19 protein-coding genes and 1 pseudogene are annotated in these 14,209 nt (G+C 69.4%); 11 read left to right on the top strand and 9 right to left on the bottom strand.

Annotated elements, in window-relative coordinates:
- A pseudogene (locus KBY67_RS11860) lies at positions 1 to 138 on the bottom strand (photosystem II D2 protein (photosystem q(a) protein)); the annotation flags it as partial.
- 190 nt (positions 139 to 328) lie between these two features.
- Here KBY67_RS11860 and KBY67_RS11855 point away from each other — a divergent pair.
- Both KBY67_RS11855 and KBY67_RS11850 read left to right on the top strand, forming a co-directional pair.
- The gene (locus KBY67_RS11855; protein WP_255111251.1) at positions 329 to 886 is read left to right on the top strand and encodes a photosystem I assembly protein Ycf4; all 558 of its coding nucleotides are present in this window, start codon (positions 329 to 331) and stop codon (positions 884 to 886) included.
- Between the two features lie 4 nt (positions 887 to 890).
- The gene (locus tag KBY67_RS11850) at positions 891 to 1,601 is read left to right on the top strand and encodes a peptidylprolyl isomerase (RefSeq protein ID WP_255111250.1); all 711 of its coding nucleotides are present in this window, start codon (positions 891 to 893) and stop codon (positions 1,599 to 1,601) included.
- Positions 1,602 to 1,638: 37 nt separating this feature from the next.
- Here KBY67_RS11850 and ilvN read toward each other — a convergent pair whose 3' ends face one another.
- Together ilvN and KBY67_RS11840 are read right to left on the bottom strand one after the other, a co-directional pair.
- Complete coding sequence (gene ilvN / locus KBY67_RS11845; RefSeq protein ID WP_255111249.1) at positions 1,639 to 2,169, bottom strand: acetolactate synthase small subunit; 531 nt, start codon at positions 2,167 to 2,169, stop codon at positions 1,639 to 1,641.
- Between the two features lie 38 nt (positions 2,170 to 2,207).
- The gene (locus KBY67_RS11840) at positions 2,208 to 3,152 is read right to left on the bottom strand and encodes an alpha/beta fold hydrolase (protein ID WP_255111248.1); all 945 of its coding nucleotides are present in this window, start codon (positions 3,150 to 3,152) and stop codon (positions 2,208 to 2,210) included.
- Here KBY67_RS11840 and KBY67_RS11835 point away from each other — a divergent pair.
- From KBY67_RS11835 to KBY67_RS11820, 4 genes are all read left to right on the top strand, one after another.
- Entirely contained in the window at positions 3,112 to 4,335 is a 1,224-nt protein-coding gene (locus KBY67_RS11835) for a N2,N2-dimethylguanosine tRNA methyltransferase (protein WP_255111247.1), read from the top strand. The two genes, KBY67_RS11840 and KBY67_RS11835, sit on opposite strands and share 41 nt — an antisense overlap.
- Positions 4,336 to 4,352: 17 nt before the next feature.
- Positions 4,353 to 4,451: a cytochrome b6-f complex subunit PetM gene (gene petM / locus KBY67_RS11830; protein ID WP_094556680.1), complete on the top strand. Its 99-nt coding sequence runs from the start codon at positions 4,353 to 4,355 to the stop codon at positions 4,449 to 4,451.
- A 61-nt stretch (positions 4,452 to 4,512) separates the two neighbouring features.
- On the top strand, positions 4,513 to 5,475 hold the full coding sequence (locus KBY67_RS11825) for an NAD(P)H-binding protein (RefSeq protein WP_255111246.1): 963 nt from the start codon (positions 4,513 to 4,515) through the stop codon (positions 5,473 to 5,475).
- Between the two features lie 48 nt (positions 5,476 to 5,523).
- Positions 5,524 to 5,739: a hypothetical protein gene (locus KBY67_RS11820; protein WP_255111245.1), complete on the top strand. Its 216-nt coding sequence runs from the start codon at positions 5,524 to 5,526 to the stop codon at positions 5,737 to 5,739.
- On the opposite strand, the gene KBY67_RS11815 is transcribed toward KBY67_RS11820, so the two are convergent.
- Complete coding sequence (locus KBY67_RS11815; protein WP_255111244.1) at positions 5,729 to 6,385, bottom strand: pseudouridine synthase; 657 nt, start codon at positions 6,383 to 6,385, stop codon at positions 5,729 to 5,731. The two genes, KBY67_RS11820 and KBY67_RS11815, sit on opposite strands and share 11 nt — an antisense overlap.
- Positions 6,386 to 6,591: 206 nt before the next feature.
- On the opposite strand from KBY67_RS11815, the gene infA reads away from it, so the two are divergent.
- On the top strand, positions 6,592 to 6,861 hold the full coding sequence (infA, locus tag KBY67_RS11810) for a translation initiation factor IF-1 (RefSeq protein WP_006171764.1): 270 nt from the start codon (positions 6,592 to 6,594) through the stop codon (positions 6,859 to 6,861).
- A gap of 42 nt (positions 6,862 to 6,903) precedes the next feature.
- On the opposite strand, the gene trxB is transcribed toward infA, so the two are convergent.
- From trxB to KBY67_RS11795, 3 genes are all read right to left on the bottom strand, one after another.
- Complete coding sequence (gene trxB, locus KBY67_RS11805; protein ID WP_255111243.1) at positions 6,904 to 8,304, bottom strand: thioredoxin-disulfide reductase; 1,401 nt, start codon at positions 8,302 to 8,304, stop codon at positions 6,904 to 6,906.
- A gap of 81 nt (positions 8,305 to 8,385) precedes the next feature.
- On the bottom strand, positions 8,386 to 8,604 hold the full coding sequence (locus tag KBY67_RS11800) for a hypothetical protein (RefSeq protein WP_255111242.1): 219 nt from the start codon (positions 8,602 to 8,604) through the stop codon (positions 8,386 to 8,388).
- A gap of 132 nt (positions 8,605 to 8,736) precedes the next feature.
- A complete protein-coding gene (locus KBY67_RS11795; protein ID WP_255111241.1) occupies positions 8,737 to 10,182 on the bottom strand; it encodes a DEAD/DEAH box helicase in 1,446 nt (481 codons plus the stop codon).
- Positions 10,183 to 10,325: 143 nt separating this feature from the next.
- Between KBY67_RS11795 and KBY67_RS11790 the strand changes: the two genes are divergently transcribed.
- From KBY67_RS11790 to KBY67_RS11780, 3 genes are read left to right on the top strand one after another with little or no spacing between them, the layout of a single operon-like run.
- Positions 10,326 to 10,502, top strand: a complete 177-nt coding sequence (locus tag KBY67_RS11790) for a hypothetical protein (protein WP_255111252.1) — start codon at positions 10,326 to 10,328, stop codon at positions 10,500 to 10,502.
- A gap of 5 nt (positions 10,503 to 10,507) precedes the next feature.
- The gene (locus tag KBY67_RS11785) at positions 10,508 to 11,200 is read left to right on the top strand and encodes an SDR family oxidoreductase (protein ID WP_255111240.1); all 693 of its coding nucleotides are present in this window, start codon (positions 10,508 to 10,510) and stop codon (positions 11,198 to 11,200) included.
- The gene (locus KBY67_RS11780) at positions 11,170 to 12,282 is read left to right on the top strand and encodes an alpha/beta fold hydrolase (protein ID WP_255111239.1); all 1,113 of its coding nucleotides are present in this window, start codon (positions 11,170 to 11,172) and stop codon (positions 12,280 to 12,282) included. Before KBY67_RS11785 ends, KBY67_RS11780 begins: the two co-directional genes overlap by 31 nt.
- On the opposite strand, the gene KBY67_RS11775 is transcribed toward KBY67_RS11780, so the two are convergent.
- Both KBY67_RS11775 and KBY67_RS11770 read right to left on the bottom strand, forming a co-directional pair.
- On the bottom strand, positions 12,231 to 12,593 hold the full coding sequence (locus KBY67_RS11775) for a ferredoxin (protein WP_255111237.1): 363 nt from the start codon (positions 12,591 to 12,593) through the stop codon (positions 12,231 to 12,233). The two genes, KBY67_RS11780 and KBY67_RS11775, sit on opposite strands and share 52 nt — an antisense overlap.
- 10 nt (positions 12,594 to 12,603) lie before the next feature.
- Complete coding sequence (locus KBY67_RS11770; RefSeq protein WP_255111236.1) at positions 12,604 to 13,845, bottom strand: 1-deoxy-D-xylulose-5-phosphate reductoisomerase; 1,242 nt, start codon at positions 13,843 to 13,845, stop codon at positions 12,604 to 12,606.
- Between the two features lie 93 nt (positions 13,846 to 13,938).
- Between KBY67_RS11770 and KBY67_RS11765 the strand changes: the two genes are divergently transcribed.
- Entirely contained in the window at positions 13,939 to 14,208 is a 270-nt protein-coding gene (locus KBY67_RS11765; protein ID WP_255111235.1) for a hypothetical protein, read from the top strand.
- The last annotated feature ends 1 nt before the right edge of the window (position 14,209 follow it).

Here is a 14,209-nt window from a genome sequence, read left to right as displayed (position 1 = left end):
GCCCAAAGCCAGATAGGCCGTGGGGAACAGCAGCAGGCCGGACCAACCAACAAAAACAAAGCGGTCACGCTTAAGCCAGTCATCGAGGACGTCGAACCATCCCCGTGCGGCAGGAGCGCGCCCTACAGCGATCGTCATGGGTAGAAACGGTGCGGAAATCCCGCTTGGCTGTGGGATACCGGGCGATGGTAACAATGTTCACGGGCGGCGCGAGCACCCCCGCAACGGGCTGACATCGCCTGTCTCGGCTGGGTTTCTAGGTATTTCTTCCAAATGCCCTTGCCCGCCGCCGTCCAAGATGACGGTTCACCGCCTCCCCGCCGACTCCATGGCCAACGGCGCCTCCGCCAGCCGCCCTTCCCTGCTCGAGCAGCCGGTGCAGGGCTCCCGCCGCCTTTCCAACTATCTGGTGGCCTCAGCGGTCACCGCCGGCGGGATCGGCTTCCTGCTCACCAGCCTCTCCAGCCGACTTGGCCGCGACCTACTGCCCCTGGGCCATCCAGCTGAGCTGGAGTGGGTTCCCCAGGGATTGGTGATGGGCGCCTACGGCATCGCCGGCGTCTTGCTGGCCACCTACCTCTGGTCGGTGATCACCCTTGATGTGGGCGCCGGCAGCAACCGTTTCGATCAGGACAGCAGCAAGGCCACCATCACCCGGCGGGGCTTCCGTCAAAAGATCGAGTTGGACATTCCTCTGCGGGAAATCCTGGCTGTGAAGGTGGACGTGCGCGATGGCCTCAATCCCCGCCGCCGCCTGTCCCTGCGCCTGCAGGGCCGCCGTGACCTGCCCCTGACCCGCGTCGGTGAACCGCTGCCCCTGGCCGAGCTCGAGCGCAGTGGCGCCGAACTGGCCCGTTTTCTCAAAGTTCCCCTGGAAGGAGTCTGAGCTAATGACGATCCGCCTGAGCCGCCTGCTGCTGGTGGGCCTGCTCCTGCTCACTCCCTTGGGGCTGGCGGCCTGTGCCGCCGATGCCCCCAAAAGCCCCCTGGGTTGCTCGGCCTCCAGCACCCCCTGCCTGAATGGTCCGGCCCTGGTGTCGCTGAAGACCAGTCGCGGGGATGTGCAACTGGAGATCAGCGGCGATGCCGCACCGCTCACGGCCGGAAACTTCGTTGATCTGGTGCGCCGCGGCGCCTACGACAACACGGTGTTCCATCGGGTGGTGAACGAGCCCACCCCATTTGTGGTGCAGGGGGGTGATCCCCAGAGCGCCGACCCGAAGGTGCCGGTCACCGCCTACGGCACCGGCAGCTTCGTGGATCCAGCCACCGATCAGCCCCGGTTGATCCCCCTGGAGCTGGGCGTGAAAGGGGAGGCTGAGCCGCGCTATGGCACCGAGTTGGTGAATCCCGCCGAGACCGCCAAACTGGCTCTCAGGCACGACCGAGGAGCCCTGGCCATGGCCCGCTCGGCTGATCCCAATTCCGCCAGCGCGCAGTTCTACATCGCGCTCAAGCCCCTGCCCGAGCTCGATGGCCGCTACGCGGTCTTTGGCCGGGTGGTGAAGGGGATGGAGGTTGTTGACCAGATCAAGCAGGGCGACCGGCTGATCAAGGCCACCATGCTCCAGGGCGAAGCCCAGGTGAAGGACAAGCCCTGAGCGAGGCTCAGCCCAGGCACCCTCAGCCTGGGCGCCCTCAGGCAGGGACTCGCTTATCGGAAGCGGTGACCTTGAGGAAGGCGGTGTTGACGCCGGAGGCTCGCTCCAGGGCCACCTTGCCGGTGCGGGCGATCTCCAGGATTCCGTAGCTCTCGAGAATCTGCTCGAGGGCCACGAGTTTGCCCGGATCGCCCACCACCTCCAGGATCAGGGCGTTGTCGGCCACATCCACCACCTTGGCGCGGAACACTTCCACCAGATCGAGGATCGCCGCTCGGTTCTCCGGCGGTGCCGCCACCTTGAGCAGCATCAGCTCCCGCTCCACCGCGGGGATGCAGGTGAGATCGATCACGTTGAGCACGTTGATCAGCTTGTTGAGCTGCTTGGTCATCTGCTCGAGAGTGTGATCGTCACCCTCCACCACCATCGTCAGCCGGGAATGGCCACGCTGCTCGGCCGGTCCCACCGCCAGGCTTTCGATGTTGAAGCCCCGGCGGGCGAACAGTCCGGAAATGCGGCTGAGGGCGCCGGATTCGTCCTGCACCAGCACCGAGAGGGTGTGTTTCATGGCCGGGGCGGCGCTCAACGGGGCATTAAGGCCCCAAATTACGTGCCGGCCTTCTGCGGCTCCGTCTGCAGCCCCTCCAGCCAGCTGAGCAGCAGCGCCTCGAAGGCTTCGGGAGCCTCGTCGTGGGGGCAATGGCCCACCCCCTCGAGCCGCTCCAGGCGCAGATCCGGCCTGAGGCGCGCGATCAGCTCCCCCACCTCGATCGGCACCAGGCGGTCGGCTTCCCCCCAGATCAATAGCAGCGGTTGCACCAGGCGTGCCAGCAGCGCCTCGGCGGTGGCACCCCTGGGGCGCAGGGCCATGCCGATGCTCATGCCCCTCAGGGACCAGGCGGCGGTGGGCCGGCGGGCCGGGCGGGCGAACAGCCGGCGCAGTTCCCCGTCGCCGATCACCGGCTGGTTGTAGGCCGACTGCAGGCCCAGATCCAGCAGGGGGGTGCGGGCGATCAGGGGCACCAGCAGCTCCAGGGGCAGCAGCCGGCAGAGCAGCTGAACCAGCAGCCGTTGCAGCCGTCGTCGCCAGGGGGGGCGCCGCCGCGGTACGGCCATCACCAGGCTGGGATCAGGCAGGGGCACCGCCGCCACCGCCCGCACCCACTGCGGGCTGAACACCGCCGTGGTCAGGGCCACCAGCCCGCCGAGGGAGTGGCCCAGCAGCACGGCGGGTCGTTGCACCACCTGCTGCAGAAAAGCGGCGCTCTGGCGCGCCCAGAGCCGGTTGTCGAGGGGCAGGGCCGGCTGGTCGGAGGCGCCGAAACCGATCAGATCGAGGGCATAGACGCACCAGCCCGCCGCCACCAGCCCGGCCACGTTGTGGCGCCAGTGGCCACTGCTGGCGGCGAAGCCATGCAGCAGCAGCAGCGGCGGCTGTGCGGGGTCACCGAGCACGCGCCAGTGGCAGGCCAGGCCGCGCCAGTGCCAGGTGCCGTGCAGGCCCCAGTCGATGCCATCCCCTGCGACAGGCTGGGCTGGAGCTGTGATCACCGGAGCCGGAGCCACGCCGTACGACCCTCACTATTGCGAAGGCGCGGCCCAGCTGCGGCTGGGGCCGGGGTTTTTCCGCCCCGACTCGCGCCCGGCCAGGGATCTCGGGGTGCTGCTGGCCCGGCGGCTGGCGGCTCAGGGGACCCTGCGGGTGCTGGATCTGATGGCGGGCTGCGGTGTGCGCTCTCTGCGCTATGGCCTTGAGGCCGGTGCGGCGGCGGTCTGGGCCAATGACGCCGATCCGGATCGGCTGCCGCTGCTGCGCCTCAACCTGGAGCCCTTGGCCGATCGCCTCGAGCTGCGGCTGAGTGCCCTCACCGCCCAGAAACTGCTGGCCGACTGCCTGCTGCGGGATCAGCGCTTTGAGCTGGTGGATCTCGACGCCTTCGGCTGCCCCACGGCCTTGCTGCCCCTGGCCCTGGAGGCCGTGCGCTTCGGCGGGGTGCTCTACCTGGCCAGCAGCGATGGCCGCTCCCCCACCGGCCACGACCGGGTGTCCGCCCTGCGCTCGCTCGGAGCAGCGGCCCGGGCCCATCCCGCCAGCTGGGAGCTGGCCCTGCGCCTCCAGCTCGGGGTGGTGGCCCGCGCCGCCTGGTGCCTGGGCCGAGGCCTTCAGCCCCTGCTCAACTTCAGCGATGGCCGCACCTTCCGCACGGCGGTGCAGGTGTCGCGCAGCCCCGCGGCCCTGGAGGAAGACCAGCTCGGTCTGCTGGCCCACTGCCACGGCTGCGGCGATCAGCAGGTGCAGAGCCTCAGGCGCCTGCGGGGCTGGCAGGCCTGCCGCTGCAGCGCCCCGCCGCCCCTGGCGGTGAGTGGTCCGCTCTGGATCGGCCCGCTCCAGGATCCCGACTGGCTGGGCGAACTCTCGGCCCTGGCCACCGCTGGGGCCACCGACGGCGCCAGCGGTGGCGCTGCTGAGGCCCCTGTGGCTGAGCAGAGCCGGCGGCTGCTGGCCCAACTGGTGGCCGACGACGGCGAGGGCGCCCGGGTCTGGCCGATGGCCCAGATCGCCCGCCAGTTGCCCGCTGGCACCCTGCGCCTGCGGCCGCTGCTGGAGCGCTTGCGCCGAGCGGGCTGGAGCGCGAGCGTCAGCGGGGTGATGCCGGGCCAGTTGCGCAGCTCAGCGCCCTGGGAGGTGGTGCTGGAGCTGGCCGCCACGGGGGATGGGAGGCTAGATAGGTAGTCGTTCTCGCCTGCCCCATGGCCTCGGAAATCTTCTTCACCGCAGCGATCTTCTGGGTGCTGATCCCTGTCGGGCTGGTGGGCGGAGCCCTGCTGCTCAAACTGCAGAAAGACTGAGCCTCGGGCGCGCTGAAGTCGGGTGCACCTCTAGGCTCAGCCCCTCCTGTTCGGGCGCTTCATGCAGGTTCTGGTCGTCGGCGGTACCGGCACCCTTGGTCGCCAGATTGCCCGCCGTGCCCTCGATCAGGGCCACCAAGTGCGCTGCATGGTGCGCTCCCCTCGCAAGGCGGCCTTCCTGCAGGAGTGGGGCTGTGAGCTCACCCGCGGTGATCTGCTGGAACCCGAAAGCTTGGCCTATGCCCTGGAGGGGCAGGACGCGGTGATCGATGCGGCAACGGCTCGCCCCACCGACAGCGCCGGCATCTACACGATCGACTGGGACGGCAAGCTCAACCTGCTGAGGGCCTGTGAGCAGGCTGATGTCAAGCGTTTCGTTTTTGTCTCGTTGCTGGGGGCGGAGCGCCACCGCGAGGTGCCGCTGATGGACATCAAGTACTGCACCGAGCAGCTGCTGATCAGCTCAGGGCTGGATTACACGATCCTGCGCTGCGTGGCCTTCATGCAGGGGGTGATCGGCCAGTTCGCCATTCCGGTGCTGGAGAGCCAGACCGTGTGGGTGAGCGGTACCCCCACACCGATCGCCTACATGAACACCCAGGACGTGGCCCGCTTCGCGGTGGCGGCCCTGGGTCAGCCCGCCACGGTGCGCGAGGCCTTCCCGGTGGTGGGGCCCAAGGCCTGGAACACCGGCGAGGTCACCCAGCTCTGTGAGCGCTACAGCGGCAAGCCGGCCCGGGTGTTCCGGGTGAGGCCTGTGCTGATCCGCGTGATGCAGGGTTTGGCGTCGTTCTTCGAGCCGGGGGTGAATGTGGCGGAGCGGCTGGCCTTTGCCGAGGTCACCGGCGGCGGTCAACCCCTCGATGCCCCGATGGAGGCCAGCTACGAGGCCTTTGGCCTGGAGGCCGGGGAGACCACCCACCTGGAGGATTACCTCAAGGAGTATTACGACACGATCCTGCGCCGATTGCGCGAACTGGATGCCGACCTCGACAAGGAGAACAAGAAGAAGCTGCCATTCTGATCGCTCAGCAGTTCTTTTGTACCATTCTCTGATTGTGCTGGCCCGTCCATGTCCATTGCCCAGATCAAGAACCTGCAGCGCCGTCTCGCCAACCTTGAGCAGGAAGCCACCGCTGAGCTGAACCGGGCCTGCGGCCATGAGCTCTGGATGACCCTGGGATTTGATGCCCTCGACAGCCTCGAAGAGGCCGACCGGCGTGCCCGCGCGAACTATTACTACGGCCAGCTCCAGACCGTGCGCGAACTTCAGCAGGTCATTGGCTGAGCCGGCCGCCGCGCCCGTAAAGCAGCCGGCTTAGGCGCTGCTGCTCAGCGCTGTTCAACGGCCGCCACTGGCCGGGCGCCAGCCCCTCGAGGCTGAGAGGTGGCCCTCCATCCATCAGGTCGATCGCGACCCGTAGCAGCCGCAGGGTGGGCAGCCCCACAGCCGCGGTCATGCGCCGCACCTGGCGGTTGCGCCCCTCCCGCAATCCCAGCTCCAGCCAGGCGGTGGGGATCGAGCGGCGCTGGCGAATCGGCGGCACCCGCTCGGCCAGGCCGGGATCCGCCAGGGCGCTGGCCTGGGCGGCCAGTGTGGGGCGGCCCTGCACCATCACCCCGTCGCGCAGCTGCTGCAGGGCCGCTTCGCTGGGGCTTCCCTCCACCTGCACCCAGTAGCGGCGCCAGTGGCCGAAGCGGGGATCGGTGAGCCGTTGCTGCAGCGCCCCATCGCTGGTGAGCAGCAGCAGACCCTCGCTGTCGGCATCGAGGCGGCCGGCGGCGTAGACGCCGGGCACGGGCACCAGGGGTGCCAGGGTCGACCAGGGGCTGAGAGGTTCGGGGCTGAACTGGCTCAGCACCCCGTAGGGCTTATGCAGCAGCAGGGTGGTGGGGTGGCGCTCGCCCCCGGTGGCCGCGTCAGAAGCCGCCATTGCTGCGGCGGGCTTTCCAGAGATTGACCACCCCAATGGAAATCAGCAACAGGCCCAGATCAAGGGTCAGGGGTGGAACGACCAAGGCGGAAGCCGGCAACGTCGTTGACCCTAGGGCTGCTGTTGGGGCCGGCGCCTGGGCCGGGGCTGGCCAGCAGGGTGCCAATTTAAGGTGGAACCACCTTTGCATCGAGCCACGGCAGCGCATGATCGAAACCTCGGGAGTGATCGAGAAGGAACAGGGGAACGGGTTCTACCTGGTCACCCTCGATCAGCCCTCCGGGCACCAGTGCCTCTGCCGTGCCGCCGGCAAGCTCACCAAGTTCCGCATCAAGCTTCTCGCCGGCGACAAGGTGCTTGTCGAGATCAGCCCCTACGACCTCACCCGCGGCCGGATCACCTATCGGGAACGCAACGCCGGAGCCACCGGCCCCAGGCCCGGGGGCAACCGTCCGGGCGGCCCGAGGCGGCGCTGAACGCAGGCCGGTTCAGGTTTTTGCTCCGGTTCTGGCTTCGGCTCAGGCCACCGGCACGGGCAGAAGGGCTTCGATCGCGGCCTTGAATTCGCTGCGCTGCTTCACCCCGCGCCACTGCTGAGCCAGCTGCTTGGCGTGGAAGAGCTGCACGGTGGGTGTGCCGTTGACACCGGCCTGGCTGGCGATCTCCTGCTCGGCCTCGATGTCGATCTCCACCCCCTGGGCGGCACCGCCGAGCTCCTGAAGCACCCGCTTGAGCTGGGGCTTGAGCACGTGGCAGGGGCCGCAGCTGGGGGAGGTGTACACCACCAGCAGGGGCTTGTCGCTGTCGTGATAGAGCTTGCGCAGGGCGAAGCCGCCCTTCTGCCAGAGGGCCACAGGGTCGTAGTTGGTCTCGTCGCTCACGGCGGTGTGCACGGGCTCGCCACTGGGCTCTGGCTCCACGTTGGTGCGTTGCACCGTGGTGGCCAGGCCGTGGTGGCTGAGCCAGCGCTCGGCGGCCAGGGCGGCCTGGCAGCCGCTGCCGGCGGCCGTGACCCCCTGGCGCCACTGGGCGTCGGCCACATCACCGGCGGCGAAGACCCCTTCGAGGCTGGTGTCGGGCTGCCCCGGATTGACCACGAGATAGCCCTTGTTATCGAGGGCCAGTTGATCGCGCACCAGCCGGGTGTTGGGTGTGTGGCCGATGGCATAGAACAGGCCCCGCACCGGCAGCTCTTCGCTGCTGCCGTCGTCGGGATTGCGCAGGGTGAGGGCCTCCAGCCAGCCGTTCCCCGAAACATCGGCCACCTCCCGCTGCCAGTGCACGGTGATGGCGGGGTTGGCCAGCACCCGATCGGCCATGGCACCGCTGGCCCGCAGGCTCTCGCGGCGCACGATCAGATGCACGTGGCTGCCGTATTTGGTGAGATACACCGCCTCCTCACAGGCGGAATCGCCGCCGCCGACCACCGCCAGCTGTTCATTGCGAAACTGGGGGGTGGCCCCATCGCAGATGGCGCAGGCGCTGATGCCCTGGCTCCAGAACTGATCCTCATGGGGAAGGCCGAGACGGTTGGCGCTGGCGCCGGTGGCCAGGATCACCGATTGGGTGCGGATCGTCTGCCCCTCGGCCGTGATCCGGTAGGGGCGCTCGGAGAGATCGATCGCCTCGGCATCGGCCTCCAGCAGGCGGGTGCCCCAGCGCACAGCCTGGGCCTTCATGCGGTCCATCAGGTCGGGGCCGAGGATGCCATCGGGAAAACCGGGGAAGTTCTCCACGTGGGTGGTGGTCATCAGCTGGCCGCCGGGGATGCCCCCGTCCTGGAAGCCGGTGATCAGCAGGGGATTGAGGTTGGCGCGGGCCGCATAGATGGCGGCGGTGTATCCGGCAGGGCCGGAGCCCACGATCACCAGATTCTCCACCGCGCTGTCGTCGCCCCTGGGGTCTGAGGACACGCTCATTCGGATCTAATGCGGACTGACTATGAGTTGAGCTTAGATCACTGGGCGCGGGTCCGTGGCTGCGCCCGGTCCCGCTGCCGCCTAGTCCGTTCGGTCGAGGGCGCCGAGCCCAAGCTTTTGTGGCGTCAGCAGGGTGTCGAGCCGCTCGGGCTGGTGGTCGAGGCCGAGGATCCACTCTCGGAATTCCTCGGTGAGAGCAAAGCTGTCCTCGTAGCGCTCCAGGCGATCGAGTTCGGCGATGCGGGCCATGGCCCAGCTCACCAGAGCGGTGAGGCGGCGATGGGGAGAGGCCTTGGTCATGATCCATCTCCAGGTGTGCACCAGGCTGGATGGCCCTTGGGCCACATGTGGTGTTGGTTTGAAGATGTTTGCACTGGCGTCGTTGTTGTGCTGTAACCAGCGCCACTGGAGAGGGGGTTGCGCCAGGGGCGTTCAGGAGCTTCGTCTGTCAAGAAAGCCTGGCAATTGGGGGCCTCGCAGACGGATCACCTCCCCCGCCCCATCGCCCAGGGCCTCCAGCGGCAGCTGGCTCCCAGCCCCGCCTCCAGCTGCCCCCAGCGCGCCGTCCGGCAGGGGCTTGGGCCTGATCACGTAGGCCTCCGCCACCGACCAGCTGCGGGCATACCTCATCAGCAGCGGGTCGGCCGGGGCATACACATAGGAGGAATGGCGGGGCACGGGCTCCAGCGCCGCCCGGGCGGGATCCACGCGCACCGCCCGGGTGATCGCCTGCAGGAAGCGACTGCGGGTTACCACGGTGCTGAGGTAGGCCACCACCCGCAGCCGTGGAGCATCAAAGCCCTCGGCGCACATGTCGATGCTCACCAGCCAGTCGGCCTCCCCGGCCCGGAAGGCCGAGAGATGCGCGGCCGCGTCGGGATCCTGGGAGTGCACCAGCCGCACCCGGTCCCCCTGCTCCTCCAGCAGACCGCTGAGGCCGCGGGCATGGGCGATGTCGCGCGCGATCACCAGCCCACCGGCTTCTGGATGGTCGTCGCGGCGCAGCCTGGCCAGGCGCTGGCGGGCGTTGAGAAGCACCTGCAGGGCAATGCTGCTGGGGTCACCGGGGCGGATGGCGCGGCGCAGGTTGCGGGCCCGCCAGCTCTCGCGGCTTTCCAGCGACAGGGGGGATCGCTCCAGTTCGCTCTGTCGCTCCCCTTCGCTATGGCCGTGGTCCACCCAGCCGTCCTGGAAGCGGAACTCCAGCGGCCTGACATCGCCAGCCACGATCAGCTGGCGGGGCTCCACGCTCAGGTCGGGCTCGATCTGCTCCACCAGCACCCCGCCCTGGTGGCGGGGCACGCGCCTGGCGGCGCAGAAGGCCAGGTTGTCGGCGCGGAAGGGGGTGCCACTCAGGCCCAGGCGCAGGGCATGACCCCGGCTGAGCTCGCTGAAGGCATGGCCCCAGGCGGTGGCCTCGGGCTCCTCGGGATCCAGGCCGAGGTGATGCACCTCATCGGCCACGCTGAGGGTGGGCCCGGGCAGCAGGCTTCCCAGCTCCTGCTGCAGCCGCTGCCGGTGCCGGGCGGCGCTCTGGTAGCTGAGCAGCAGCCCCTGGCCGCCTTCGGGTGGCTGGGTGGGATCCCATTCGCGCAACTCCAGCCCCAGCTGAGCGGCCGAGGCACGCCACTGGGCGGCGATCGAACTGCGGTGGCAGAACACCAGCAGATGGGCCAGCCGGCCCTCCCGCAGCAGCGACTGGAAGCCCAGCAGGGCCCCGAAGGTTTTGCCGGCGCCGGGTCCGGCATGCACCAGCACGTCGTTGCCCAGGTTGCCGGGCACCACCAGGCGTCGGCGCAGCAGGTTGATCAGCTGCGTCTGCCATTGGCGAGGGCGCAGCTGCAGGCCTCGGCCTCGGCCGTGGGCGTCGGTGTCCATGGCAGCGGCGCCGGCTGGGGTGGCGTCATTGTGCGTGCTGCGGCCCGACAATGAGTGTTTGTCACCAGGGTTTCCGCCGCCAGCCCCCTTACCTTCCCGGCAGGACCCTGCCTCGCCTGCCTCTGGCACCGCCGCCATCACAGTTGGACAACCCCTCTTCCATCAGCCGCTCCCAGCCTGGTTTCCATGACCACCTGGAGGACTGCTACAGCCAGATGTGTGACATCGACCCGCTGATCCTGCGGGTGCGTGAGTTGCGCCATCAGGGCGACTTCCCCCTGGCCCGCTGCCTAGAACAGGAGCTGATGCCGCTCTTCTGAACACCGTGCCTTCTGAGTCTTCGAGCACCCTGGCCGTAAGCGGAGCCTCCGGCAAAACCGGCTGGCGCGTCGTCCAGGAGGCCCTGGCCCGGGGCTACCGCGTCAAGGCGCTGCTGCGCCCCGGCTCGGAGGTTCCCGCGGGGCTGCAGGGAGCGGAGCTGATCCGTCTGGAGTTGGGGGATCAAGCGGCCCTGGAGCAGGCCCTGACGGGGGTCGAGGCCCTGGTGATCGCCACCGGTGCCCGCCCCTCGGTGGATCTGGCGGGCCCCTTGAAGGTGGATGCCCTGGCGATCCGCCAGCAGTGCGCCGCCTGCACGGCCGCTGGTGTGAAGCGGGTGGTGCTGGTGAGCTCCCTCTGCAGTGGCCGCTGGTTGCACCCCCTCAACCTCTTCGGGCTGATCCTGGTGTGGAAGCGGCTGGGGGAGCGCTGGCTGGAGGCCAGCGGCCTCGATTGGACTGTGGTGCGCCCAGGTGGCCTCAGCGAAACGGAAGAGCAGCTGGAGGTCCAGGGCATCCGCTTCAGCGGACCTGATCAGCAGGAGAGCAACAGCATTCCCCGCCGTCTGGTGGCCCGGGTCTGCCTGGAGGCGCTTGATTCACCGGCTTCGATCGGGCGGATCATCGAGGTCACCAGTGGCGCCGGGGTGGAGCCGATCTCCCTGGCCCAATGGCTGGCCCTTCAGCCCCAGGCGGTGTGAGCGTCCGGTTGCAGCGACCTGAGCCTGACTCCACCTCGGCGGAGCTGCTGGAGCACCTGGGGCTGCAGCCGTTCCGCCCCCGGCCGCCCTGGTGGGGCGCTGATCTCCAGACCCTGCGCGACACGCTGCGGCCGGATTCGCTGCCCGATCGCCAGAGCACGGCACTGGAACTGCCATTGGGACCCTCCAGCCAGGGGGAGGGCGGCTCCCTGCTGGCCCGGCTCGATCCGCCGGCCGCTGCTGAAGGGGTGCCTGTGGGCCCGCCGAAGGGCCTGGTGCTGCTCCTGCACGGCCTCGGCGGCTCCAGCCAGGCCGAGGGGGTGCGGCGGCTGGGCTGGTGCCTGAACCGGGCCGGATTTTCGGTGCTGCGCCTGAACATGCGTGGGGCCGGTGAGGGCCGGGCCCTGGCCACGGGCACCTACGCCGCCCGCTGCAGCACGGACCTGGCACCGGCGCTGGAGCGGGCGCGGCAGCTGGCGGCGGGCGGGCCGCTGCTGGCGGTGGGGCTGTCCCTGGGCGGCACGGTGCTGCTCAATGCCGTGCTCGATGGGGTGGTCCGGCTGGAGGGGCTGGCGCTGGTGAGCAGTCCACTGGATCTGGCCCACTGCTCGGCCACCATCTCCAGCCCGCGCAACCGCCTCTACGAGCGCTGGCTGCTGGAGCGCCTGCGCCAGCAGACCCTCAACGATGTCCCCCGGCCCGATGGGGCGCTGAGCGAGCGCCTGCGGCGGGTGGCCAGCATTCGCGAGTTCGACGCCCTGATCACGGCACCGCGCTGGGGCTACGCCGATGTGGACGCCTACTACCGCCAGGCCAGTCCCCTGCCGCGGCTGCTGGAGCCGCCACCCACTCAGCCACCCCTGCCCCCCACGCTGATCCTGCAGGCCCTGGATGATCCCTGGGTTCCAGCCGCCGGCGCCCGGGCGCTGGGGTTGGAGCCTCACCGCCAGGAACACCGGCGCTTGGAGGTGCTGCTCAGCCCGGGTGGTGGCCACAACGGCTTCCACGCCCCGGGGGGGTGCTGGTCGGATCAGCTGGTGTTGCGCTGGTTGGAGCAGCGGCTGGGCAGCAGCGTGTGCTGAGCCACGATCCACTCCTCGATCGGGCGGCCACCGATCAGGTGATCCTCCACGATGCGCTCGATGCGCTCGGGGCTGACGCCTCCGTAGGCGATCCCCTCCGGCCAGATCAGCAAGATCGGTCCACCGGCGCAGATGCGCAGGCAGTCGGCCTTGGTGCGCAGCACCACTCCTTCGGGGCGATCGGGCCGCTCCAGGCCGCGCTCCTTGATCAGCTGCTTGAGCCGGGACCAGCTGGCGGCCCCCAGCTGCGGGTCGCCGCAGAGGGGCTTGCTGGGGGTGGCGCAGAGCAGCAGGTGGTGCTGAACCTTCACGGCTGGAACTTCATGCCGTGAGCAGAGCAGGCGAGGCGGTGGCGGCCAGCTCGCTGGTGGCTAGGCGGGCCCAGGCGTCGATGGCCAGCACGTCCTCGAGGCTGGGGTCCTGGCGCAGGTCGGCGCCGTGGCGCTCACAGACCGACTCGATCAGGAGGGGAATGTCGAGGAAGGAGATGCGCTCCTCGAGGAAGAGGGCCACGGCCTGTTCGTTGGCGGCGTTGAGCACCGCCGGCATGGTGCCGCCGGCACGGCCGGCGGCGTAGGCCAGGCCCATGCAGGGGTATTTCTGCTCGTCGGGGGCACGGAAGCTGAGCTGCCCCACCTCGGTGAGATCCAGGCGCCGCCAGGGGGTTTCAAGGCGCTCGGGCCAGCTGAGGCAGTAGAGCAGCGGCAGGCGCATGTCGGGCCAGCCCAGCTGGGCCAGCACCGAGCTGTCGGCCAACTCCACCATCGAGTGGATGATGCTCTGGGGGTGGATGACGATCTCGATGTGGTCGTAGTCGAGCCCGAAGAGGTAGTGGGCTTCGATCACCTCCAGCCCCTTGTTCATCAAGGTGGCTGAATCCACCGTGATCTTGCGACCCATGCTCCAGTTGGGATGGCTGGTGGCATCGGCCACGGTGGCCTTGGCCAGATCAGCGGCGGGCCAGTCGCGGAAGGCGCCGCCCGAGGCGGTGAGCTGGATGCGGCGCAGGCCGGGGGTGGGCACGCCGGTGGAGAGGCGGGCGGTGTCGGCCCAGGGGGTGCCCTGCAGGCACTGGAACAGGGCGGAGTGCTCGGAGTCGGCGGGCAGCAGGCGGCTGCCGCTGGCCTTGAGGGCCGGCAGCACCACAGGCCCGGCGGCGATCAGGGTTTCCTTGTTGGCCAGGGCCAGGTCTTTGCCGGCTTTGATCGCGGCGAGGGTGGGCAGCAGGCCGGCGCAGCCGACGATGCCGGTCACCACCAGATCAGCGCTGCCCCAGGCGGCGGCGGCGCAGAGCCCCTCACTTCCCCCCAGCAGCTCCGGCTGTCGCGCTGGACGCTGGGCGGGCTCCAGCGCCTCCAGGCGGCGGCGCAACTCGGGCAGGGCCTCGGCGTCGGCCAGGGCCACCACCTCGGGGCCATGGCGGCGGATCTGATCCACCAGCAGGTCAAGGTTGCGGCCGGCGGTGAGCGCTACCACGCGGAAGCGCTGGGGGAACTCCTCCACGATCGCCAGGGTCTGGGTGCCGATCGACCCTGTGGAGCCGAGCACGCTGATCGCTTTCACGAGGCCTTCCCTCCGTTGGGCGCCAGTCTCCCATCCATCCCAGCGGCTCGTGCACACTGGCTGAGCTGGTGCTCTTCACTCCTGGCGGCCGCGATGCTCTGGCTCAAGCGTTGGAACTTCATCGAGCGGGCGCGGCTGGAGCGCGAGCTCTGGGATGCCTTTGAGGCGGGCGACGACATCGAGGCGATGGTGGAGCAGTTGCGCGCCTCGCTGGCTGGGGCCGCCGCAGCCACCCCATCGGTTGGCGAAGACGGCTTCAGGCTGGAGGTGTGGGAGACCACCCGGGTGCGGATCCGCCGGATCGAAACGCTGATGAAGGATCGAGCTCCCGTGGCGCCCCCGCCGGCCGATGAACAGCGCTGAA

The sequence above is a fragment of the Synechococcus sp. RedBA-s genome (assembly GCF_024345495.1).
Classification (GTDB): Bacteria; Cyanobacteriota; Cyanobacteriia; order PCC-6307; family Cyanobiaceae; genus Regnicoccus_A.
This window is presented reverse-complemented; position numbering and strand designations above follow the sequence as displayed.

Excerpts from the sequence above, each read along its gene's own strand:
- trxB (WP_255111243.1), bottom strand. The coding sequence starts at position 8,304 with ATGAGCGTGTCCTCAGACCCCAGGGGCGACGACAGCGCGGTGGAGAAT.
- KBY67_RS11800 (WP_255111242.1), bottom strand. The coding sequence starts at position 8,604 with ATGACCAAGGCCTCTCCCCATCGCCGCCTCACCGCTCTGGTGAGCTGG.
- KBY67_RS11835 (WP_255111247.1), top strand. The coding sequence starts at position 3,112 with ATGCCATCCCCTGCGACAGGCTGGGCTGGAGCTGTGATCACCGGAGCC.
- KBY67_RS11850 (WP_255111250.1), top strand. The coding sequence starts at position 891 with ATGACGATCCGCCTGAGCCGCCTGCTGCTGGTGGGCCTGCTCCTGCTC.
- KBY67_RS11765 (WP_255111235.1), top strand. The coding sequence starts at position 13,939 with ATGCTCTGGCTCAAGCGTTGGAACTTCATCGAGCGGGCGCGGCTGGAG.
- KBY67_RS11825 (WP_255111246.1), top strand. The coding sequence starts at position 4,513 with ATGCAGGTTCTGGTCGTCGGCGGTACCGGCACCCTTGGTCGCCAGATT.
- infA (WP_006171764.1), top strand. The coding sequence starts at position 6,592 with ATGATCGAAACCTCGGGAGTGATCGAGAAGGAACAGGGGAACGGGTTC.
- petM (WP_094556680.1), top strand. The coding sequence starts at position 4,353 with ATGGCCTCGGAAATCTTCTTCACCGCAGCGATCTTCTGGGTGCTGATC.
- KBY67_RS11780 (WP_255111239.1), top strand. The coding sequence starts at position 11,170 with ATGGCTGGCCCTTCAGCCCCAGGCGGTGTGAGCGTCCGGTTGCAGCGA.
- KBY67_RS11855 (WP_255111251.1), top strand. The coding sequence starts at position 329 with ATGGCCAACGGCGCCTCCGCCAGCCGCCCTTCCCTGCTCGAGCAGCCG.
- KBY67_RS11795 (WP_255111241.1), bottom strand. The coding sequence starts at position 10,182 with ATGGACACCGACGCCCACGGCCGAGGCCGAGGCCTGCAGCTGCGCCCT.
- KBY67_RS11820 (WP_255111245.1), top strand. The coding sequence starts at position 5,524 with ATGTCCATTGCCCAGATCAAGAACCTGCAGCGCCGTCTCGCCAACCTT.
- KBY67_RS11815 (WP_255111244.1), bottom strand. The coding sequence starts at position 6,385 with ATGGCGGCTTCTGACGCGGCCACCGGGGGCGAGCGCCACCCCACCACC.
- ilvN (WP_255111249.1), bottom strand. The coding sequence starts at position 2,169 with ATGAAACACACCCTCTCGGTGCTGGTGCAGGACGAATCCGGCGCCCTC.